Origin of the sequence: Streptomyces sp. NPDC096046, from assembly GCF_040303285.1 — a bacterium.
Taxonomy (GTDB): Bacteria; Actinomycetota; Actinomycetes; order Streptomycetales; family Streptomycetaceae; genus Streptomyces.
Window position 1 is genome coordinate 219,695 of record NZ_JBEOSZ010000004.1, and the last position, 24,268, is coordinate 243,962.

A 24,268-nucleotide genomic window follows, 5' to 3' on the forward strand; every position below is an offset into this window, starting at 1 on the left:
ACGACCATGACGTCTTCGAAGCGAAACCGTGCCGAGGCCCTCCCGCAGGACCTCCAGGAAGCACTCCGCCGCCGGCTGGCCGGACGCGGAGCCGCAGGCGCCGGCGGCACCGCCGCCCCGCAGGCCATCCCGCGCGCCGACCGCACCCGGCCGCTGCCGCTGTCCTTCGCCCAGCGGCGGCTGTGGTTCCTGGACCGGCTGCGCCCCGGCGACCCGCGTTACAACAGCGCAGTGGCGCTGCGCCTCACCGGCGCCCTCGACCACACCGCCCTGTCCACCGCACTGGAGCACGTGGTGGCGCGGCACGAGGCGCTGCGCACCACGTTCGAGGAGCACGACGGCACCCCCGTGCAGACCGTGCACCCCACCGGGCCGCTCCCGCTGCCCGTCCGGGACCTCACGGCCGCGGACGAGACCGGGACCGACCCGGACGCGGCCCTGCTGGCCGAGTACGAGCGGCCCTTCGACCTGCAGACCGGGCCGCTGCTGCGCGCACTGCTGCTGCGGCAGGCACCCGACGCGCACGTGCTGCTGCTGACGGCCCATCACATCGTCACCGACGGCTGGTCGATGGGCGTCCTGCTGGACGAGTTGTGCACCGCCTACGACGCCCTCGCCCAGGGCGCGCGGCCCGCCCTGGCGCCGGTGGCCACGCAGTACCCCGACTTCGCCGTCTGGCAGCGTGAGCAACTGTCCGGCACCCGGCTGGAGCGCCAACTGGCGCACTGGAAGGAGAAACTGTCGGGGGCGGCCGCGTCCGAGCTGCCGCTGGACCGGCCGCGCCGCGGCGAGGAGTCCGGTGCCGGCGCGGTGCACGCCTTCACCGTCCCGGCGGCCACCACGGCCCGGCTCAAGCAGCTCGCGGCCGAGCAGCACACCACCCTGTTCACCGCACTGGTCGCCGCCTGCCAGGCCCTGCTGGCCCGCTGGTCCGGGCAGGACGACATCACCGTCGGCTCGCTCACCCCCGGACGCGGCCGCACCGACCTGGAGCGGGCCGTCGGATTCTTCGTCAACACCGTCGCGCTGCGCACCCGCGTGGAGACGGGCGGTTCCTTCCGCGCGCTGCTCGGCGCCGCGGCGGACACCGTCAACGACGCCTTCGCGCACGGCGACACACCGTTCGAGCGGCTGGTCGAGGCCGTCGGGACGACCCGCGAGGCGGGCCGCAACCCGCTGTTCGACGTGATGGTCCTGCTGCACCCCGCGCCACCCGCGGCACCCGACCCGCACGGCCTGAGCGCCTCTGCGGTCGCCGTTCCCCGGCGGGCCGCCACGTTCGACCTGAGCGTCGAGTTCGTGCCCGACGGGGACGGACTGACCGGCCTGCTGGAGTACCGCACCGACCTGTTCGACGCGGCCACCGCCGAGCGCATGGCGGACCAGCTGCTGCGCACACTGGACGGGGCCGCCGCCGATCCCGACCGACCCCTCGGCGCCCTGCCGCTGCTCTCGCCCGAGCAGGAGCGGCAGGTGACGCGGGAGTGGAACGCCACCGCGCGCCCGGTGCCCGAGGAGACCGTGCCGGAGCTGTTCGCACGGCAGGCGGCCCGAACCCCGCACGCCACCGCCCTGATCGCCGGGGAGGTCCACCTGGACCACGCGGCGCTCGACGCGCGCGCCGACCGTCTGGCCCGTCACCTGGTGGCGCGCGGCGCGGGACCCGAGCGCCTGGTCGCCCTCGCGCTGCCGCGCACCGCCGACATGATCGTGGCGATCCTCGCCGTCTGGAAGGCCGGCGCCGGCTACCTGCCCCTGGACCCGGCACTGCCAAAGGACCGGGTGCGGTTCCTGCTGGACGACGCGCGGCCCGCGCTCGTCCTCGACGAGACCGCCCTGCGCGAGGCCGACGACACCGCCGGCCCCACCCCTGGCGGCCCGTTGCCCCCGCCGCACCCCGACACCACCGCCTACGTCATCTACACCTCCGGCTCCACCGGCCGCCCCAAGGGCGTTGCCGTGACGCACCGGTCCGCGGCCAACCTCCTGGCGGGTCACCGTGAGGGCTTCGTCGCCGAGGCGGGCGGCGGGCCGCTGAGGGTGGCGCTCACGGCGTCGTTCTCCTTCGACACCTCGCTGGAGGGCGTGCTGCTGATGGCCGACGGCCACCCGCTGCACCTGGTCGACGAGTCGACCCGGCTGGACGCCGCCGCACTGGTCGAGTACGTCGTCGAGCACCGCATCGACTTCCTCGACCTCACCCCCACCTACCTGCGCCAGCTGCTGCCCGCCGGACTGCTCACCGACCCGCGGCACCACCCGCGCGTCCTCATGCTCGGCGGCGAGGCCGTCGGGCCCGCCCTGTGGCGGGAGCTGGCAACGCGGCGGGACGTGGCCGCCTACAACTTCTACGGGCCCACCGAGTGCACCGTCGACGCGCTGGCCTGCCGTATCGAGGGCGACGGCCGGCCGACCGTGGGCCGGCCGCTGCCCAACGTGCGCGCCTACGTCCTCGACGACCGGCTGCGGCCCGTGCCGCCCGGCATCGGCGGCGAGTTGTACCTGGCCGGCGTACAACTGGCGCGCGGTTACAGCGGGCGGCCGGGGCTGACGGCCGCACGGTTCCTGCCCGACCCGTTCGGCCCGCCCGGCGCCCGCATGTACCGCACAGGCGACCTGGCCCGCCGGACCGCCGACGGACGCCTGGACTACCTCGGGCGCGCCGACGACCAGGTCAAGGTGCGCGGCCACCGCATCGAGCCCGGCGAGGTCGAAGCGGCCCTGACCGACGTGCCCGCGGTCGCCGCCGCCGCGGTCGTCGCCGTCACCGATCCGCACGGCCACGTCCGGCTCGCCGCGTACCTCGTCCCCGCCGACCGCGACGCGCGGCCCGCCGCGGGCGAGGTGCGGGCGGCCGTGCGGCGGGTGCTGCCCGACCACATGGTGCCCGCCTCCTTCACCGTCCTGGACGCCCTGCCGATGACCGTCAGCGGCAAGGTCGACCGGCATGCCCTGCCCGCCCCCGACCTCGAGGACGGTGAGCGCGAGCGGGAGTTCGCCGCTCCGCGGACCCCCGAGGAGGAGACCCTGGCCCGCATCTGGGCCGAAGTGCTGGGCGCGCGCCGCGTCGGTGTGACGGACAACTTCTTCGAGCTGGGCGGCGACTCCATCCTCAGCATCCAGGCCGTCTCCCGCGCTCGCGCGGCCGGGCTGCACCTGACCTCGCGGGACGTCTTCCGTCACCAGACCGTCGCCGACCTCGCCGCCGCCGCGTCCGTGCGCACCGCGCACGTGCCCGCGCCCCGGCGTCCGGCCGAGCAGGGCCCGGCGCCGCTGACCCCCGTACAGGAGTGGTTCTTCGCCGGCCACGGCCCGCTGCGGCACTTCAGCATGTCGATGCTGCTGGACCTGCCCCACGACCTGGACGAATCGGCCCTGGAGCGCGCCCTGGAGGCGCTGGCCGCCCACCATCCGGCGCTGCGGACCCGTTTCGCCCGCTCGGGGGGCACCTGGCGCCAGCACCCCGGCGAGGGCCCGGCCACCGGCCTGCTCACCCGCCACGACCTCTCCCACGCCGCCGACCCGACGGCAGAGCGCGAACAGGCCGCCGAGGCCGCCCGTGCCGCACTCGACCCGGAGACCGGCGCCCTGCTGCGTGCCGCCCTGCTCACCCGGTCCGGCGAGCGCCCCCAACTCTTCGTCACGGCCCACCACCTGGCGGTGGACAGCGTCTCCTGGCGCATCCTGCTGGCCGACCTCGCCGAGGCCTACCGGCAGGCGGCCGGGGGAGAGGCGGTTCGCCTGGAGCCCGTCGCCACGCCGTTCACCGACTGGGCCGCGCACCTCTCGCACCGGGTCCGCGCCGGTGACCTCGACGCCGACCTGCCGCACTGGACGGCCGAGGCCGCCGAGCCCCGCACCCCGCTGCCCGTGGACCGGCCCGGCACCCCGCTCGCCGGCTCGGTGCGCACCCTCGGCACCCGCGTGGACCGCGCCACCACCGAGGCGCTGCTGCGCCGGGTGCCCGCCGTCTACCGCACCCAGGTCAACGACGTCCTGCTCGGCGCGCTGAGCCGGGTCCTCGCCGACTGGACGGGCGCCGAGCGGGTGACCGTCCTGCTGGAGGGCCACGGCCGCGAGGACGACGCGCTGGACCTGTCCCGCACGGTGGGCTGGTTCACCGCCCAGTACCCCGTCACCCTCGCGCCCGCCGGACCGCCCGGGTCGCCCGACTGGGGCGCCACCCTCAAGGCGGTCAAGGAGCGGCTGCGGTCCGTGCCCCGGCACGGCCTGAGCCACGAGGCCCTGGCCCGCCTCGGCTCGCCCGACCCGGCCGCCCGCGCCCTGCGGGACGTGCCGCTGCCGCAGATCAGCTTCAACTACCACGGCCAGTGGGAGGCCTCCGACGGCGGGGACTTCGCCCCGGCGGGCGAGGCACCCGGCCGCGACATCGCCCCCGACGAACCGCTGGACCACCTGCTGGACGTCTCCGCCGTGGTCACCGACGGCGAACTGCGGATCACCTGGCACTACAGCGATCAGGTGCACGACGAGAACACCGTCCGCGAGCTCGCCGACCGCATGACCCGCGCGCTCACCGCGATCACCGAGCACTGCGCCCGTCCGGGCGCGGGCGGCCGCACCCCGTCCGACTTCCCGCTGGCCCGCCTCGACCAGGACCGCCTGGACCGGCTCGTGGGCGACGGCCGGGAGGTGGAGGACCTCCTGCCACTGACCCCGTTGCAGGAGGGCATGCTCTTCCACCGGCTGGTCGGCGGCCCCGACGACGTCTACGTCGACCAGGCGGGCCTGCTGCTGGACGGCGTCACCGACCCGCACGCCTTCGCCGTCGCCTGGCAGCGCGTCACCGACAGCACGCCCGCCCTGCGCACCTGCGTCGTCTGGGAGGACGTCCCGGTGCCCCTCCAGGTCGTGCGCCGCGACGTACGGGTGCCGGTCACCCACCTCGACTGGCGCGGGCTGGACGAGGCGGAACGCGTGGAGCGCCTGGCCCGGCTGCGGGCCGACGACCTCGCACGGGGCATCGACCTCGCCACGGCACCCCTGATGCGGCTGACCCTGATCCGGCTGCCCGACGCCCGGTTGCATCTGCTGTGGACCTCCCACCACCTGATCCTGGACGGCTGGAGCCTGGCCCAGGTGCTGACCGAGGTGTGCGAGGCGTACGCGGCGCTCACCGCGGGCGCCGAGTCCCGGCCGCCGCTGCGGCGCCCCTTCGGCGACTATGTGCGCTGGCTCGCCGACCAGGACCCCGACGCCGCACGCACCCACTGGCAGGGTGTCCTCGCCGCCTTCGCCGAACCCACGCCGCTGCCCGCCGACCGCCCCCTGCGCGAGGCCCACCAGGCCCGCTCCGCGGACGTGCACACGGCCGGCCTGGACCAGGAGACGTCGGCGCGCCTCGCGCGCACCGCCCGCGAGACCGGAGTCACCCTCAACACGGTCGTGCAGGGCGCCTGGGCCCTCCTGCTGGCCCGCTACGCCGCCCAGGACGACGTCGTGTTCGGCACCACCGTCTCCGGGCGGCCCGACGACCTGCCCGGCGTCGAGTCGATGGTCGGCATGTTCATCAACACCGTGCCCACCCGCGTCCGCGTCGACGCCGCGCGCCCGGCCGGGGCCTGGCTACGCCAACTCCAGGACGCTCAGGCCGAGTCGATGCGATTCGCCGCCGTGTCGCTCGCCGAGCTGACCCAGCTGAGCGACGTGCCGTCCGGCAGCCCGCTCTTCCACAGCATGGTCGCCTTCGAGAACTACCCCTTCGACGAGGCCCGCACGGCCGGCTCCGGGATCCGGCTGGCCGGGGTGACCTCCCGCGACGCCACCAACTACCCGCTCGTCCTGCGCGCCCACCACGGCGAACGCCTCGGCTTCGACCTCGCCTACGACCCGGCCCTGTTCGACGCCGCGACCGTCCGCGCGCTCGCCGGCCGGCTCAGCCTGCTGCTCACCGAGCTGGCCGACGGCACCGACCGGCCGCTGCGCACCCTGGCCTGGACGACGGCCGAGGAACGGCGCCGGATCCTCACCGACTGGAACGGCACCGAGAGCGGCCGCCCCACCGAGACACTGGTCGACCTGTTCGAGGCGCAGGCCGCCCGCACCCCCGGCAACATCGCCGTCACCTGCGGAACCGAGCGTCTCGACTACGCGACCCTCGACGCCCGTGCCGGCCGCCTCGCCCACCGGCTCGCCGGACTCGGCGCCGGGCCCGAGCGGTTCGTCGCCCTCGCCCTGCCCCGCTCCACCGACCAGGTCGTGGCGATCCTGGCCGTGCTGAAGACCGGCGCGGCCTACCTGCCGATCGACCCGAACTCGCCCGCCGAACGCATCGCCCACCTCCTCGCCGACGCCGCCCCGGTGACCCTGGTGACCACCATCGGCGCCGCGGCCCGCGTCGACGGCACCGGCGTGCCCGCCCTCCTCCTCGACGACCCGGACACGGCAGCCGACCTGGCCCGGCGCCCGGCCGGCGGACCCGCCCCGGCCCGCCGCCCCCTCCCGGAGAGCCCCGCTTACGCCATCTACACCTCCGGCTCCACCGGCCGCCCCAAGGGCGTGGTGATCCCGCACGCCAACGTGGTGCGGCTGTTCACCCGCACCCGCCCGTGGTTCGGCTTCGGCCCGGACGACGTGTGGACGCTGTTCCACTCCTACGCGTTCGACTTCTCCGTGTGGGAGCTGTGGGGCCCGCTGCTGCACGGCGGCCGGCTCGTCGTGGTGCCCGACGAGACCGCCCGCTCCCCGGAGGACTTCCTGCGGCTGCTGGCCGACGAGCGGGTCACCGTCCTCAACCAGACGCCGTCCGCGTTCTACCCGCTGATCCGCGCCGACGCCGAACACCCCGACAGCGGCGTCCGGCTCGCGCTGCGCACCGTGATCTTCGGCGGAGAGGCCCTGGACGTCTCACGGCTCGCCGACTGGTGGGAACGCCACCCGGCCGCCGCCCCGCGCCTGGTCAACATGTACGGCATCACCGAGACCACCGTGCACGTCACCCACGCCCCGCTCGACCCCGCCACCGCCGCGAGCGGCCCCGCCGGCCCCATCGGCGTGGCCATCCCGGACCTGAGGGTGTACGTGCTCGACGCGGACCTGGCACCCGTGCCGCCGGGGGCGACCGGGGACCTGTACGTGGCGGGGGAGGGGCTGGCCCGCGGCTACCTGGGCCGTCCCGGCCTGACCGCCACCCGTTTCCTCGCCGACCCGTTCGGCCCGTCCGGCAGCCGCATGTACCGCACCGGCGACCGGGCGAAGTGGCGGGCCGACGGCACCCTGGAGTACCTGGGCCGCGCGGACGCCCAGGTGAAGATCCGCGGCTACCGCATCGAGCCCGGTGAGATCGAGGCCGCCCTGCACAGCCACCCCGGCGTCGCCGACACCGCCGTCGGCGTGTTCGAGGACACCTCCGGCACCCGCCGGCTGGTGGCGCACGTCGTCGGCTCCGGCGGGGCGACCCCTCCCGCCGCCGAGCTGCGCGCCCACCTGGAGCGGCTGCTGCCGGCCCACATGGTGCCCGCCGCCTACGTGCCGATGGACGCGCTGCCCCTCACCGTCAACGGCAAGCTCGACCGGCGCGCCCTGCCCGCCCCGACGGCGGACGGCTACGCCGCCGACACCGACCGGACCGCGCCGCGCACCCCCGCCGAACGGGCGGTCGCCGCCGCCTGGGCGGACGTGCTCGGGGCCGACGAGGTGTACGCCGGGGACGACTTCTTCGCGCTGGGCGGCGACTCCATCCTCGCCGTCCGCGTCACCGCCCGGCTGCGCGCCGCGTTCGGGCCCGACGTCTCCCCGAGACTGCTGTTCACCCACAGCACGGTGGCCGCGCTCGCCGCCGAGCTGGGCGAACCGGCCGGCGAGGCGTCCGCCCTCAGGGCCGACGCGATACCGGCGACCGCCCCGCAGACCCCGGCACCGCTGTCGTACGCCCAGCAGCGCCTGTGGTTCCTCGACCGGTTCGAGCCCGGCAGCACCGAGTACACGACGCTGTCCGTGCTGCGCCTGCGCGGCCCCCTCGACCAGCAGGCCCTGCACACGGCCCTGAACGGCCTCGTCGCCCGCCACGAGGCGCTGCGCACCACCTTCGCCGAACAGGACGGACAGCCCCGGCAACTCGTGCACCCGGCGCACCCGGTCGACGTCACCGTGGACGACCTCACCACCGCCCCCGACCCCCGGGTCGCGCTGGAGGAGCTGCTGGAGCGCGAGGCCGCCACGCCCTTCGACCTGGCGGCGGGGCCGCTGCTGCGCGCCCGGCTGGCCCGCACGGCGGCCCGCGAACACGTACTGGCCCTCGCCCTCCACCACATCGTGACCGACGGCTGGTCGCTCGGCGTCCTCGGCCGGGACCTGGGCGAGCTGTACGCGGCGGCCCTCGAAAGCCGCCGCCCCGAACTCCCCGAGCTGCCCGTCCGGTACGCCGACCACGCCGCCTGGCAGCGTGCCCGCACCGAACAGGCCGGGCGGCAACTCGCCCACTGGCGCGAGAAGCTGGACGGGGTACCGCCACTGGAGCTGCCGACCGACCGGCCGCGACCCGCCGAACGCACCCGCGACGGCGCACTCGTCACCTTCACCCTGCCCGCCGAACTGACCGACCGGCTGCGCGAGCAGGGCCGCGAGGCGGACGCCACCCTGTACATGACCCTGCTGACCGCGTGCACGGTCCTGCTGTCCCGCTGGGCCGACCAGGACGACTTCGCCGTCGGCACCGTCACCGCCGGCCGCGAGCGTCCCGAACTGCACGACGTCGTCGGCATGTTCGTCAACACCCTCGTGCTGCGCAACCGGGTGCGCCCCGGCATGTCGTTCCGCGCCCTGCTGGAGCAGGTGCGCGAAACCGTCCTGGACGCGTTCGCCCACCAGGACGTGCCCTTCGAACAGCTGGTGGACGCCCTCCAGCCCGAACGGGACACCAGCCGCACCCCCCTGTTCCAGGTCATGGTCGCCCTGCACAACCTCGGCGCCGAAGTACCCGCGCTGCCGGGCCTGGACGCCGAGCCGGTCCTGCCGCCGGTCCGGCACGCCACCTTCGACCTGGCCTTCGACTTCGTGGAGAGCGACGGCGGCGTCACCGGCCACCTGGAGTACAACACCGGCCTGTTCGACCAGGACACCGTCCGCCGCCTGGCCGCCCGCCTGCGGCTGCTGCTGGAATCGGCGGTGCGGGACCCGGACCGGGACGTGCGGGGGCTGGAGCTGATGACCGCCGACGAACGGTGGCGGGTGCTGCACGACGGGCAGGGACCCCATCTCACCGTCCCGGACATCACCTTCCCCGCCCTGTTCGAGGCACAGGCCGCCCGCACCCCGCACGTCACCGCGCTGGTGGCCCGGGACGCCACCCTCGACTTCGCGGCCCTGAACGAGCGCGCGAACCGGCTCGCCCACCACCTGCTGGCCCGGGGCGCCGGCCCCGAGCGGGTGGTCGCCGTACGGCTGCCGCGCACCTCCGGCCTGATGGTGGCGGTCCTCGCCGTCGCCAAGGCGGGCGGCACCCTGCTGTACCTCGACCCCGACCTGCCCGCCGAACGCGCCGCCGGGCTCCTCAAGGACGCCGCCCCGCACACCGTGCTCACCGCCGACGCGCTGCGCGACACACCGTGGGACCGGCTGCCCGTCCACAACCCCACCGACCACGACCGCCCGGCCCCGCTGCGCCCGGACCACGCCGCCTACGTCGTCTACACCTCCGGCTCCACCGGCCGCCCCAAGGGCGTCGTCGTGGAACACCGCCACCTGGCCAACCTCTGCCACGACCACCGTGAAGGGCTCGTCGCCCCGCACACCGCGGACGGACGGCGACTGCGCGCCGCGCTCAGCGCCTCGTTCTCCTTCGACACCTCCTGGGAGGGGCCGCTGCTGCTCGCCCTCGGCCAGGAGGTCCACCTCGTCGACGAAGACGTACGCGTGGACCCCGAGGCGTTCTGCGCACAGATCACCGAACGACGCCTGGACCTGGTCAACGTCACCCCGTCCTTCCTGCGCGAACTCCTCGCCGCGGGACTCCTCGCACCCGGCCGCCACCACCCGCGCGTCCTGCTCGTCGGCGGCGAGGCGACGGGCCCCGACACCTGGCGCGAGCTGTGCGCCGCCGCCGAACTGGGCGTCACCGCCCACAACATGTACGGCCCCACCGAGTGCACCGTCGACGCCGCCTACGGGCGCGTCGCCGACCACCCCGGCCGGCCGGTCATCGGACGGCCCGGTGGCAACCTGCGCGCCTACGTCCTCGACGGCGCCCTGCGCCCGGTGCCGCCCGGCACACCGGGCGAGCTGTACCTCGCCGGCGCGCAGGTGGCCCGCGGCTACCTGAACCGGCCCGGCCTGACCGCCGCGCGTTTCCTCGCCGACCCGTTCGGCGCGCCCGGGGAGCGGATGTACCGCACCGGCGACCGCGCCCGCCGCGACGAGCGGGGACTGCTGGAGTTCCTGGGCCGCGCCGACGAGCAGATCAAAATCCGCGGGTTCCGCGTCGAGCCCGGCGAGGTCGAAGCCGCGCTGCTCGCCCACCCGGACGTGGCCGAGGCCGTCGTGACGGCGCGCGAGCACGCGGGCCGGCTCATGCTCGTCGCCCACCTCGTGCCCGCCGGGGACACCGTCCCGGCCGCCGACGAACTGCGCCTCACACTGCGGCGCACCCTGCCCGACCACATGGTGCCGGCGGCGTTCGTGCCCCTGACCCGGATCCCGCGCACCGCCGGCGGCAAGACCGACCGGCGGGCCCTGCCCGCCCCGCCCACGCAACCCGAACCCGACGCCGCATACGTGGCGCCCCGTCCCGGCCCCGAGGAGACGCTGGCCGCGATCTGGGCCGACGTCCTGCGCGTCGAACGAGTGGGCGCACGCGACAACTTCTTCGCGCTCGGCGGCGACTCGATCCTCAGCATCCAGATCGTCTCCCGGGCCCGTCAGGCCGGACTGGCACTGACCACCAAGGACGTCTTCCGCCACCAGACCGTCGCCGAACTCGCCCTGCGCATCACCGAGTCGGCGCCGGTCCCGGCCGACACGGCCGCCCCTGCCGAGGCACCGCTCGCGCCCATCCAGCGCTGGTACCTCGACGGCCGCGCCCCCGGCGACCCGCTGCGCTTCACCATGTCCCAGCGCCTCGAACTGGCCCCCGGAACCGACCTGTCCGCCCTGCGTCACGCCGTGGACGCCCTCGTACGCCACCACCCGGCGCTGCGCACCCGCTTCCGCCGCACCGACCACGACTGGCGCCAGGACATCCTGCCCGACGTCCCGGACGGCGTCGTCACCCAGCACGACGTGACCGGCCTCGACGGCCCCGCCCTGGAGGCCGAGACGGCCCGCCTCGCGGACGAGGCCCGTGCCGCCCTCGACCCCGCCGAAGGACGGGTGACGCGCCTCCTGATCCTCGACCGCGGCCCGCAACTGCCCGCCCACCTGCTGTTCATCGTCCACCACCTGGTCGTCGACGGCGTCTCCTGGCGGATCTTGCTGGCCGACCTGGAGACCGCCCACCGGCAGGCCGCCGCCGGACACCCCGTCGAGCTGCCCCCGGCCACCACCGCGTACGGCCACTGGGCGACCCGGCTGGAGGCCCACACCCGCTCCGGCGCCCTGGACGGCGACCTGGACCACTGGCGGCGCACCACGCAGGCCCCCGCCGGCCTGCCCGCGGCACGGTCCGGCCCGAACACCCATGGCGCCGCCGCCACGGTCACCGTGGAACTGGAGCCGGAGACCACCCAGGCCCTGCTGCGGCAGGTCCCGGAGGCCTACCGCACCCAGGTCAACGACGTGCTCCTCAGCGCCCTCGGCCGCACCCTGGCCCGCTGGTGCGGGCGCGAGAGCGTGCTCGTCGGCGTGGAGGGCCACGGCCGCGAGGACCTCTTCGACGACCTGGACCTGTCGCGGACGGTCGGCTGGTTCACCGCCGAATTCCCCCTCGCGCTGACCGTCGCCCCCGACGCCGGCTGGCACGACACCCTGCGCTCGGTCAAGGAACAGCTGCGCGCGGTGCCCCTGCACGGCCTGAGCCACGGCGCGCTGCGCCACCTCCTGCCCGGCAGCCCACTGGCCGACGCACCGGCACCGCGCATCGGCTTCAACTACCACGGCCGGTGGGACACCGGCGGCAGCAGCGGCCTGTACGGCGCCGCCCTGCCACCGGCCGGCTCCGACACCGACCCCGACGCCCCCCGGCCCTACCTGCTGGACATCACCGGCGTGGTCCAGGACGGCCGGCTCGAACTCGGCTGGACCTACCCACCGGCCGTCTACGACGAGTCCACCGTCCGCGCGCTCGCCGAGGAGATGTGCGCGGCGCTGCGCGAGATCGCCGCCCACTGCGCCCGCCCGGACGTGGGCGGACGCACCCCGTCGGACTTCCCGCTCGCCGGGCTCGGCCAGAGGGAACTGGACCGCCTCGTGGGCGACGGCCGGCACGTGGCCGACGTCCTGCCGCTGACACCGCTGCAGGCCGGCATGCTCTTCCACGGCCTGGTGGACACGGCGGGCGCCTACTCCGACCGGGTGGCCGTACGCCTGTCCGGGGTGACCGAACCGCACGCCTTCGCCACCGCCTGGCAGCAGGTCGCCGACCGCACGGAGGCCCTGCGCACCAGCGTCCACTGGCAGGGCCTGCCGCACCCCGTGCAGGTCGTGCACCGGCGCGTGGAGCTGCCCGTCACCCACCTGGACTGGCGACGCCTGACGCCCGGGCAGCGTGCGGCGGCCATCGAGGAACTGCTGGCCGCCGACCGCGCGGCGGGCATGGACCTGACCACCGCGCCGCTCACCCGCATCACCCTGGCCACGCTGCCCGGAGACGAGATCCTGCTGCTGTGGTCCTCCCACCACCTGATCCTGGACGGCTGGAGCACCGGGCAACTGCTCACCGAGGTCTGCGAGCGCTACGCCGCGCTCACCGGCGGCCGAGCGGCCCCCGCGCCGGTCCGGCGCCCGTTCGCCGACTTCCTGCGCTGGCTGCACGACCAGGACGAGAACGCCGCAGAGGCCCACTGGTCCGCCGCCCTCGCCGGGTTCCCCGCCCGCACCCCGCTGCCCTACGACCGCACACCGGCCGAGGAGCACCGCGCCCGTGCGGCCGCCCTGGCACACCGGCAACTGGACGAGCACCTGTCGGCGCGGTTGCGGCAGACCGCCGCCCGGGCCGGGCTGACGGTGAACACCGTGATCGAGGGTGCCTGGGCGCTGCTGCTGGCCCGCCACAGCGGCCGCGACGACATCGTCTTCGGCACCACCGTCTCCGGACGCCCGGCCGAACTGCCCGGTGTGGAGTCGATGATCGGCATGTTCATCAACACCGTGCCCACCCGCATCCGGGTCCCGAGCGGGGGAGCGGCGTCCTGGCTGCGGGAGGTGCAGGAGCAGCAGAGCGACACCCGGCGCTTCGACTTCCTCGCCCTGCCCCGCATCCAGGCGCTGGGCGAAACACCGGCAGGCGAGGCGCTCTTCGACAGCATGGTGGTGTTCGAGAACTACCCCGTCGACGAGTCCGCCACGGGCCGCACGGGCGTGCGGGTCGAGGAGGTACACGCCGAGGACGCGCCCACCTTCCCGCTGTGCCTGCGCGCCCACCTCGGCGACCGCCTGGGCATCGACCTCGCCTACGACGCCGGACTGTTCGACGCGGACACGGCCGAACGCCTCACGGACCGCCTCACGGTCGTCCTGCGCGCCCTCGCCGACGCCCTGGAGAACGACGCCGACGTCACCGCCCTGGAACCGCTGACCCAGGACGACCGCGACCTGCTGCAGCGCTGGAACACCACCGCCCGGCGCCCGGTGCCGCGCAGCCCCGTCGACCTGTTCACCGAGCAGACCCACCGCACCCCCGAAGCGCCCGCGCTGCGCGGCGGTGACACGGAACTGACCTACCGCCACCTCGACCACTGGTCCGACGCCGTGGCCTCCCGCCTCCTCGCCGACGGACTGCGGGCCGAGGACCGGGTGGCGCTGCTGATGGACCGTGGCACCGAACTCGTCGTCGCCCAGCTCGCCGTCCTCAAGGCGGGCGGCGCCTACGTGCCCGTGGACGCCCGCGCCCCCGAGGACCGGCGCCGCACACTGATCCAACGGGCGGGCGCGACGGTCCGGTTGACCGCCGAGGGCGTCGCCGCCACGCGCACTCCCGTGCCGGGCGCGCCCGTCGCCGTACCGGCGGACCCCGAGCGGCTCGCGTACGTCATGTTCACCTCCGGGTCGACCGGCGAACCCAAAGCGGTCGCGGTACGTCACCGTGACGTGGCCGCCCTCGCCACCGACAGCCGCTTCACCGGCGGGGTGTGCGAGCGGGTGCTGCTGCACTCCCCGGTGGCCTTCGACGCCGCCACCTTCGAGGTGTGGGCGCCCCTGATCACCGGCGGCTGCGTCGTCGTGGCACCCGAACGGCCGCTGGACGCGGCACTGTTGCGGCGCCTGGTCCGTGACACCCGTCTGAGCGCCCTGTGGCTGACCGCCGGCCTCTTCCGTCTGCTGGCGCAGGACGCACCGGGCTGCTTCACCGGTCTGCGCCAGGTGTGGACCGGCGGCGACGTCGTGCCCGCCGCGGCCGTCCGCCGCGTCCTGGCAGCCTGCCCCGGCCTGACCGTCGTGGACGGCTACGGGCCCACCGAGACGACGACGTTCGCGACATCCTTCGCGCTCGCCGACGCGACCGCCGTCCCCGACACCGTGCCCATCGGCCACCCACTCGACGACCTTCGCGTGCACGTCCTCGATCGCAGGCTGCGGCCCGTGCCGCCGGGCTGCGCCGGCGAGCTGTACATCGCCGGCGAGGGCGTGGCACGCGGCTATCTGGGCCGTCCCGGCGACACCGCCGCCCGCTTCCTCGCCGACCCGGCCGGCCCGCCCGGCACCCGCATGTACCGCACCGGCGACCTGGCCCGCCGCCGCCCCGACGGCACGGTGGAGTTCCTGGGCCGCGCCGACGACCAGGTGAAGATCCGCGGCTTCCGCGTCGAACCCGGCGAGGTCGAGGCGATCCTCGCGGCGCACCCCGATGTCACCGACGTGACGGTCCTGGCCCGCGAGGACCGGCCCGGCGGCCACCGCCTGGTGGCCTACGTGGTCGGCACCGAAGACGTCGCAGGCCTGGGGGAGTTCGCCCGGCGCTCACTGCCGGACTACCTCGTCCCGTCCGCGTTCGTCGTCCTGCCCGCGCTGCCGCTCAGCCGCAACGGCAAGGTCGACCGGGCCTCGCTCCCCGCGCCCCGGCCCACGAGCGGCGACCCACAGGGCGCTCCGGCCGAACCGCGCACCGATGCCGAGCGGCGCACGGTGGAGATCTTCGCCGACGTCCTCTCCGGGCCGCGCCCCGGCGTGCGGGACGACTTCTTCCAGCTGGGCGGCGACTCCATCCTCAGCATCCGGCTGGCCGTCCGTCTGTCGGAGGCGTTCGGCACCGACGTGTCCCCGCGTGCGGTGTTCACCCACCCCACCCCCGCCGCCCTCGCCACCCTGCTCACCGAGGAACGCCCCGGTGACTCCACGCCCACCGCGATCGTCCCGGTCTCCCGTGACACGCCCGCCCCGATGTCGTACGCCCAGCAGCGCCTGTGGTTCCTGGAGGAGTTCGCGCCGGGCAGCGGAGAGTACGTCACCGCGCTGGCCCTGCGGCTGCGCGGCCGGCTCGACGTGCCCGCCCTCACCGCGGCCCTGCGCGCCCTGGTCGAGCGGCACGAGGCGCTGCGCACCGCCTTCGACGCGGTGGACGGCCACGGCGTGCAGATCGTCCACCCCGCGCGGGAGGTGCCCTTGACGCTGCACGACCTGTCGGGGGAGGCCGATCCCGACCGGGTGGAGCGGCTCACGGACCTGCTGGAGGCCGAACGCGCCCGCACCTTCGACCTGCGGCGCGGTCCGCTCCTGCACACGGGACTGATCAGGCTCGCGGACGACGAGCACGTCCTGACGCTGACCCTGCACCACATCGTCACCGACGGCTGGTCCACGGGCGTGCTCACCGGAGACCTCGCCCACTTCTACCGCGCCGAACTGGGTGCGGAGGCAGATGTGTTGCGGCCGCTGCCGGTGCAGTACGCCGACTACGCCCACTGGCAGCGCGGGCACGGCACGGACGTTCACCTCGCGTACTGGAAGGAGCACCTGGCCGGGCTGGAAACGCTCGACCTGCCCACCGACCGGCCCCGTCCGGCGGTGCGCACCCACCACGGCGCCACGGTCCGCCTCGTCCTGCCCGGCGACACGACCCGCCGCCTCGTCAGGGTGGGCCGGGACCGGCAGGCCACCCTCTTCACCACGCTCGTCGCCGCCGCCCAGGCCTACCTGGCCCGGCTGACCGGCGGTGAGGACATCACCGTCGGCACGGTCACCTCCGGCCGCGACCGCGCCGAGACGCAGCACCTCGTCGGGTTCTTCGTCAACACCCTCGTTCTGCGCTCCCGCGTCGAACCCGGCCGCCCCTTCCCCGAGTTCCTCAGCGAGGTACGCGGCACGGTCCTCGACGCCTTCGGCCACCAGGAGGCGCCGTTCGAGCAGGTGGTGGACGAGGTGCAGCCGGTCCGCGACACCAGCCGCACCCCCTTGTTCCAGGTCATGGTGGTCCTCCAGAACGCCCCGGCCGCCGCCCTCGACCTACCCGGCATCGAGGTCACCGACGTCGACACCGAGCTGCGGCACGCCGCGTTCGACCTCACCCTGGAGTTCGCCGAGACCGGCACAGGGGAACTGCACGGCGTGCTCACCTACAACACCGACCTCTTCGACGCGGCCACCGCCGAACGCATGGCCGACCAGCTCGCCACCCTCCTGACCGCCGTCGCCGACGACCCCGACCGGCCTCTGGGCGCCCTGCCCCTCGCCACCGACGAGACGCTCAAGGCCGTTCTCGACCAGGGCCGCGGTACCGCACGCCCCGTCCCGGCGGCGACCCTGCCCGAGTTGTTCGAACGACAGGCCGCCCGCACCCCCGACGCCGTCGCCGTGGCCGACGCCGACGGCCGCGAGCTGACCTACGCGCACCTCGAACGCGCCGCCAACCGGCTGGCGCACCGCCTCATCGCGCGGGGCGTGGGACCCGAGCGGATCGTGGCGCTGGCCCTGCCGCGCAGCGCCGAGACGGTCGTGGCGCAGCTCGCCGTCACCAAGGCCGGCGGCGCTTTCCTGCCCGTCGACCCGGACTACCCGCAGCAGCGCCGGGACTTCATGCTGCGCGACGCGGCCGCTTGCCTCGTCCTGGACGACCCCGCCGCCGTATGGGACGCGGACGGCCCGGACACCGCCCCCACGGACGCCGACCGCACGGCGTCGCTGACCGTCGACCACCCGGCGTACGTGATCTACACCTCCGGTTCCACGGGCACGCCCAAGGGTGTGGCGGTGCCGCACCGCGGCCTCGCCGCCTTCGCCGCGGCAGCCGCCGACCGCTACGACGCGGGCCCGGGCGACCGGGTCCTCCAGTTCGCCTCACCCAGCTTCGACGCCTCCGTACTGGAGCTGTGCGTATCCCTGCTCAGCGGAGCCACCCTGGTCACAGGGGAGGAGGGCCCCCTCGTCGGCGAGCGCCTCGCCCAGGTCCTCGCCGAGCGGCGCGTCAGCCACACGCTGATCCCGCCCGCCGCCCTGGCGACGGTCGAGCCCGCCACCGCCGACGCCCTGCCGGACCTGCGCACCCTCATCGTCGGTGCCGAGGCCTGCCCCGCCCACCTCGTCGAACGGTGGGCACCCGGCCGGCGGATGATCAACTCGTACGGCCCGACCGAGGCCACCGTCGTCGCCACCTGGACCGGCCCGCTCGCCCCGGGCACGGGCGCCGCCCCGCCCATCGGACGCCCCGCCGGCGCCACCCGCGTCCACGTCCTCGACGCCGCCCTGCGCCCCGTCCCGCCCGGCGTGACCGGCGAACTCCACGTATCCGGACCCGGACTGGCCCGCGGCTACCTCGACCGGCCCGGCCTGACCGCCTCCCGCTTCGTCGCCGACCCGTTCGGCGCCCCCGGAGAGCGCATGTACCGCACCGGAGACCTGGCGCGCTGGGACGTGAACGGCGAACTGCGCTTCGCCGGACGCGCCGACGACCAGGTCAAACTGCGTGGCTTCCGCATCGAACCCGGCGAGATCGAGACCGCGCTGCGCACCAGCCCGCTCGTGCGCGACGCGGTGGTCACCGTACGCGGCGGCGGCAGCGACCCCGACGGCCGCTCCGGCGGACGGCTGGTCGCCCACGTCGTCCCCGCCGAGGGCTCCCCGGAGGCACTCCCGGGACCCGAGCTGCGCGACCACCTCGCCGGGCTGCTCCCGCCGCACATGATCCCCTCGGCGTTCGTGCCGCTGGCACACCTGCCGCTCACTGCGAACGGCAAGACCGACCGGGGCGCGCTGCCCGAACCCGGCCCCACCCACACCGCCACGGGGCCGCATACACCCCCGCGCACCGACACCGAACGCCGCATCGCCCGCATCTGGGCCGACGTCCTCGGTGTGGACAACGTGGGGGCGCACGACAACTTCTTCCATCTCGGCGGCGACTCCATCCTCAGCATGCAGGTCGTCTCACGACTGCGACGCGACGGACTGCACCTGACCACCCGTGACCTGTTCACCCATCAGACCGTGGCCGAGCTGGCCGACGTCGTCACCACCGCGCCCCGGCACTCCCGGGACGAAGCGGTGAGCGGAGAGGTGCCGCTCACCCCCATCCAGCACTGGTTCCTGACCGGCCCGCGCGCCGGCCACGCCCACTTCAACCAGTCCCTGCTGGTGGAACTCGCCCCCGGCGTGGACGCCACCGCCCTGGAAACGGCGCTCAACGCCCTGCTCGACCACCACGACGCCCTGCGCATGCGCTTCACCGCGGACCGGGACGGCTGGCGCCAGTTCAACCCGCCGGCGACCGACACCGACCGCGACCGGCTCCTGACCCGCCGCGACCTCAGCGGACTGACCTCCACCGAAGCCGACGCGGCGATGGAGGAGACCGCCGACGACCTGCACACCGGTTTCGACCTGACACGCGGCCCGCTGCTGCGGGCGGCTTTGTTCACCGGCGCCGCCGACCGGCCCGCCTTCCTCCTCCTGGTCGCCCATCACCTCGTCGTCGACGCCGTCTCCTGGCGCATCCTGCGCGACGACCTGGAGGCCGCCTACCGGCAGACCGCCCAGGGCGACCCCGTGACGCTGGGCGAACGCACCACCTCTTTCCGCGACTGGGCCCGAGGCCTCGCCGCGCACGTCGCGGCCGGTGCCCTCGACCACGAACTGCCGTACTGGGAACGCGCGGTGAACGCCGAGCCACTCCCGGCCGAGACACCGGCCGGGCCGGAGACGAGCGCCGTGGACACACTCACCGTCGAACTGAACGAGGCGGACACCGAAGCGCTCCTGCGCGCGGCGCCGACCGCCTACCGCACCCGCGTCAACGACGTGCTGCTCGCCGCCCTCGCCCTCGCCCTGGCCCGCTGGACCGGCCGTGAGGAAGTCCGCCTGGACCTGGAGGGACACGGCCGTGAGGACGTCCTCGACGACGTCGACCTGACGCGCACGGTCGGCTGGTTCACCACCGTCCACCCCGTCGCCCTCCAGGTCCCCGAACCCGCCGACCTCAACCCGGGCCGCGACTGGCGGACCCTGGTGAAGTCGGTACGCCGCCAGCTGCGCGCCGTGCCCGGCAACGGCCTCGGCTTCGGCGCGCTGCGCACCTTCGGCCCGCCCGAGGTGCGCGAGCGTCTCGGCCGCGCCGCGCACGGACAGGTCGTCTTCAACTACCTCGGACAGTGGGACGCCCGCCCCGAGCAGGCCGGCGACGGCCTGGTGCGCGCCGAACACGGCTCGTTCGGCCGCCACCACGACCCGCGCGACAGCGGCTCCCACCCGCTGGAGATCGTCGGCGCGGTCCAGCGCGGACGGCTGTCCTTCACCTGGCACCACCGGCCCGCCCTGCACGCCACCGACACCGTGCGGCGGGTCGCCGAGGACTTCGCCCAGGGGCTGCGCCACATCGCCCACGACGCCCGCGACCGCCGGTGACGCCCCGCCCCGTGGGCCGAGCCCCACCGTCGGCACCGCCCGACCGACCCGTTCCACCGAGACCCGTCACGAACACAGAGAGCGAGCCCGACAGACATGGACGAGAACACCCGCTACCAGGTGCTGCGCAACGACGAGGAGCAGTACTCGCTGTGGCCCGCCGACATCGAGGTGCCCGCCGGCTGGCAGCCCGTCGGCAAGGAGGGCACGGAGGCCGAGTGCTCCGCCTACGTCGACGAGGTGTGGACCGACATGCGCCCGCGCAGCCTGCGTGAGCACATGAAGAACGCCGAAGCCTGACGCGCTCGCGCCAAGTCACGCGGGACCGGGCCGGGGCGCGCGCCTTTCCAGGAGCGCGCCCCGATCCGCCCGCCTGTACACCTTCCCGAGGAGCCTCATGACACCGGCCCTGCGCACCGAACGACTCACCTTCCGCCCCTATCGCCCCGAGGACGAGGACGCCTTCGTGGCCCTGCTGCGCGACGAGGAGGTCTGTCGCTGGATGGGTCAGGAACGCGTGCCCGAGGCGGACATCCGCACGTTGTTCCGCACCATCCTGACGGACGTCTACCCTCAACGCCTGTTCGACGTGTGGGGGATTTGGCACGAGGACGTCTACGCCGGGCACGCGGAGGTCAAGAAGACCGGAAACGTCGACGGACACGAGCTGATCGCCGCCCTCGCACCCCCCTACTGGGGCCGCGGCCTCGGCACAGAAGTGGTCCGCGGCCTGCTGCGCCACGCCACCGACAACCTCGGGTTGAAGGAGGCCTACGGCATGGTCGGAGCCGACAACGCCGCCAGTCTGGCCATGTGCCGCCGCCTGGGCTTCCGGCACGTGCGGGACGTGACCGGCGACGACGGGAAGGTGACCAGGCTGATGGTGATCACGGCACCGGAAGCCGAATGACCCAGGTCGGGTGTCTCAGTACGCTTTTGAGGCGCTGCGATCAGGTGTCGTGAGAAGGGTGACGGACAAGGGCTGCCGGGGAAACGGTGCGGGACGAGGTGAGTCCGCCGTGGGAAGTGAAGCCTTCCTCCACGTCATGGGAATCGAGATCATGTTCGCATGCATGAACCGGGAAAGCGGAGCATTTCCGGCGGCGTGGGGTCGCCACGAACCGCCGGCGGCCCGCCGGGTGTTGACCGGCGGGCCGTCGAGGTGGCCGCACTCTTCCGGGAACCCGTCAGCAGTTCTTGCTGACGACGTCCCTCCACGTGTTCCCCGTCCCCGTGTACTTCTTGCCGTTGAAGTGCACGGGCTTGCGGTCGGCTTCCGTCGGGACGCCGTTCGTCTTGTAGCGCTGTTCATAGTGCAGGTGCGCCCAGTCGCCGCTGTTCCCGCCGGTGGCGCCGATGCGGCCGATCTTCGTTTTCGCGGTGACCTGGTCGCCCTTCTGCACGTACCTGTCGTGCTTGTCCTTGAGGTGGTAGTACGCCGTGTACCAGCCGCTGCCGTGCTCGATGATGATGACGTTGCCGGCGCCCCGGTCCCAGAGGGTGCGGGCCACCTTGCCCTTGTAGCCCGGGTACACCGCCTTGCCCGACGAGCCCGTGTTGCCCTTGACCACGATGTCCAGGGCCGGGTCGTGGGCACTGCCGTACGCGTCGAGCCGCCAGTGGGTGTCGCAGGCGAACGGCATCTGGAACTTCGGCTTGGCAGCCGGGACCACGTCGATCCGGGCCGAGACCGGTGCCGCCGTGGCGGTGCCGGCGGACTCGAGGCCGAACGAGAGGGCGAGCGCGCCGGCCGCGAGCCCCACGGCCCCCTTGCGGTGCCGGACCGGGTGTGAAGTGTTCATCCGTGTCTCCCCGTTATCGTGCATGTGTCGCTCTTGGCTCCGGACGCGTCAAGTATTCGGCCGCAGCCGCGAAAGCGGTACCTCGAACGTTGCAGGGCGACCGCCCTGACGGCCCCCGGTTCAGCAGGCGGGCACCCACTCGTGGGAGCGGATCACCAGACCACCGGGGTCGGGGAAGTCGACCTTCTGGAGAGACTGGATGCAGCCGAACGGCGCCTTCCTTCCCGGTTCGCGGAAGAGGCGGACGTCGTCGTGCGGATCCTCCGTGTAGCCGTTGTTGAAGGCCGACCTCGGTTTCGTGGTCTTCGCCCAGTCGCAGGTGACGATGCCGCCGATCCAGTCGTCGTCGTACTCGTACCAGGCGCACATCTCGCCCTGTCCGCCCGGCTCGGTGAAGAAGCAGACGTCGCCCCGATCGCAGCGCGCGTACCCCTGGGGTGCGGGTTCGCGCAGGGCGAGGAGGCCGGCTGCGGCCAGCGACACCACTGTGACCGCGGCCAGCGAGCCGAGGACGGCGGGGTGCGGGCCGCGCCTCGGCTTCAGCCGGGGCAGCCGTGGGGAACGGGCCGCCCCGGCCGCGGCCTCGACCCGGCGGAGCAGGGACTGCGCGGAGTGCGGGGCGCGGTCGGCGTGCGTGGGGGCGAGGCAGTCGGCGACGATCTGCCGCCAGGCATCCGGCAGTTCGGGTGAGAGGCGAAGCTCCTCACGGCCCTTGGCGTAACGCTGAACCGCTTCCCGGCGAGCCGCCGGGTTCGCTCCGGGAAACGGCAGGCCGCCGGTGAGTACCAGGTGGGCCAGGACGCCGAAGGCCCAGATGTCGGCGGTGGGACGGGTCTGATGGCCGCGTTCGCCGACCTCGGCCCACAGCAGTTCCGGCGGGGTGTAGTCGGGGGTGGAGAAGGCGGGGGAGTAGGCGTGGGTGCCTTCCAGTTCGGCGGCCATGTTGAAGTCGGCGAGGCGGACCGAACCGTCCGCCATCAGCAGCACGTTGGCGGGCTTGAGGTCGCCGTGCACCCAGCCCGCGTGGTGGAGATGGGCCACCCCCTCGCAGATCTGGGCGACCAGGGACGGCCCTCCGGGGACGGCGACGGCGCGGTCCGCCGGGGTGTCTCCCCGGCCCCGGAACCGGGTCGTCAGCTGGTCGAGCAACTGGTCGAGGGAGCCCTCGGCCCGTTCCAGCACGAGGACGGTGGCGCCGTCGAGCCCGGGACGGGAAGGGTCGTCCACGGTCAGGGTCTCGTACATGCGGATCAGGCGTGGGCGCTGCAGCCTGCGCAGTAACTCCGTCTCCCGCTCGGCGAGTTCCCGCAGGTGGCGTAGTCGGCGCGGAGTCTGGGTCCCCGTGGGCAGGAACTTCAGCGCGGCTTCGGCCGGCAGACCCTCGGCGGGTTCGGCCCGGCGGGCGGCGTACACGCTGCCGAAGGCCCCGGACGCGATGGGTTCGCGTATGTCCCAGGCGCCGACGCGGTAACCCCGCGGGACCTGGACGGCGTACGGCCACGACTCCTGGCTCACCGCAAGGCCTCCGCTTCTCCGCCGAGCAGGGCCAGGTCGGCCTCACGCACCAGGTCGAAGCGCAGGGCCAGGGAGACCAGACTCGCCTTCTTGCCGTTGAGGCGCGGGCCACCGCCCGGCGCGGAGTCCGGAGCCGGTTTCAGCCGCAGCTTGACCGCCAGGTAGTCGATGTTCCACGCCACCGACGCACGCGAGACCGACGGCCACAACGGGCGCAGTCGTTCGACGAGTTCCTCGGCGGTGGGCACGGGGGCGTGCGGATCACCGCTCAGGCGTCCGGCGCACAGGGCGACCAGCACCTGAAAGTACCGCTTGCCGCGGTCGAGTGGGAAGGCGGACGCGGTGGGGGCCCCGCCTCTGGGGCCGGTGGGGTCGAGATAGTCGTGGCGAGGGGCCCAGACGTCGAAGCTCAGCAGTTCGCTGCCGGCCGGCAGGACCACCCGCGAGAACTCGAAGGGCACCGGGGCGTCGAGCCGGCCGGGTGGGACCTTGATGTGCTCGCCGGCGCCTTCCGGGTTCTCGACCACGTACGTCTGTGCGCCGCTCAGGTTGCTGAGCCTCCAGTAGGCGCCGGCGGCCGTGATCTCCCCGGCCTCTCTGGAGACGCCCTCGTGCGGGATGACCAGGTGCGGACCGGATGGTCGTGCGGAACGGCCGAAGGTCAGGGACTCGCAGGGGTCGAGGTGGATGTGATCGTCCGGGCCTGTGCTCAACATGGGCACGACAATGATGCTGTGCATGACGGCTGCCTCCCCCTGAAGAAACTACGTCCAGGGTAGGAGGGCGAGTGCGGATGCCCCAAGGGATGGCAAAGTCGGCGTGTCACTTCTTGCCTTCAGGCGGCGCCGCAGCAGACCGGCGAGGTGGTTGACGGTGCGCGTGGACAGCGGCAGACGGCACTGGTGGACGAGCGGGCAGGTGCCCTCGGCGTGTTCTTCCGCTCTCTTCGCACCGTGCCCAACGGCTGCCGGGGGCACCGTGGGTACGTTCGTGCAGGTCCGATCCGGGCT

6 protein-coding genes are annotated in these 24,268 nt (G+C 74.3%); 3 read left to right on the forward strand and 3 right to left on the reverse strand.

Annotated features, from left to right (window positions below; all coding sequences use genetic code 11):
- Window positions 1-6: 6 nt before the first annotated feature.
- The 3 genes from ABTX62_RS05955 to ABTX62_RS05965 all read left to right on the forward strand — a co-directional run bounded on the left by ABTX62_RS05955 (window position 7) and on the right by ABTX62_RS05965 (window position 20,851).
- Window positions 7-19,941 (forward strand): non-ribosomal peptide synthase/polyketide synthase, encoded by a 19,935-nt coding sequence (locus ABTX62_RS05955; RefSeq protein WP_352115020.1) that lies wholly within the window; start codon window positions 7-9, stop codon window positions 19,939-19,941.
- Window positions 19,942-20,037: 96 nt separating this feature from the next.
- Window positions 20,038-20,241, forward strand: a complete 204-nt coding sequence (locus ABTX62_RS05960; RefSeq protein ID WP_283970772.1) for an MbtH family protein — start codon at window positions 20,038-20,040, stop codon at window positions 20,239-20,241.
- Window positions 20,242-20,338: 97 nt separating this feature from the next.
- Window positions 20,339-20,851, forward strand: coding sequence for a GNAT family N-acetyltransferase (locus tag ABTX62_RS05965; RefSeq protein ID WP_352115021.1), 513 nt, complete (start codon window positions 20,339-20,341; stop codon window positions 20,849-20,851).
- A gap of 277 nt (window positions 20,852-21,128) precedes the next feature.
- Here ABTX62_RS05965 and ABTX62_RS05970 read toward each other — a convergent pair whose 3' ends face one another.
- The 3 genes from ABTX62_RS05970 to ABTX62_RS05980 form a co-directional block, all read right to left on the reverse strand.
- The gene (locus ABTX62_RS05970; protein WP_352115022.1) at window positions 21,129-21,743 is read right to left on the reverse strand and encodes a M23 family metallopeptidase; all 615 of its coding nucleotides are present in this window, start codon (window positions 21,741-21,743) and stop codon (window positions 21,129-21,131) included.
- 120 nt (window positions 21,744-21,863) lie between these two features.
- Entirely contained in the window at window positions 21,864-23,258 is a 1,395-nt protein-coding gene (locus ABTX62_RS05975; RefSeq protein WP_352115023.1) for a protein kinase domain-containing protein, read from the reverse strand.
- Entirely contained in the window at window positions 23,255-23,998 is a 744-nt protein-coding gene (locus tag ABTX62_RS05980) for an FHA domain-containing protein (RefSeq protein ID WP_352115024.1), read from the reverse strand. The genes ABTX62_RS05975 and ABTX62_RS05980 overlap by 4 nt, the downstream gene beginning before the upstream one ends.
- Window positions 23,999-24,268: the final 270 nt, after the last annotated feature.

Bases quoted from the DNA above. Each gene is read 5' to 3' on its own strand.
- ABTX62_RS05955 (WP_352115020.1), top strand. From the start codon at position 7: ATGACGTCTTCGAAGCGAAACCGTGCCGAGGCCCTCCCGCAGGACCTC.
- ABTX62_RS05960 (WP_283970772.1), top strand. From the start codon at position 20,038: ATGGACGAGAACACCCGCTACCAGGTGCTGCGCAACGACGAGGAGCAG.
- ABTX62_RS05965 (WP_352115021.1), top strand. From the start codon at position 20,339: ATGACACCGGCCCTGCGCACCGAACGACTCACCTTCCGCCCCTATCGC.
- ABTX62_RS05970 (WP_352115022.1), bottom strand. From the start codon at position 21,743: ATGAACACTTCACACCCGGTCCGGCACCGCAAGGGGGCCGTGGGGCTC.
- ABTX62_RS05980 (WP_352115024.1), bottom strand. From the start codon at position 23,998: ATGCACAGCATCATTGTCGTGCCCATGTTGAGCACAGGCCCGGACGAT.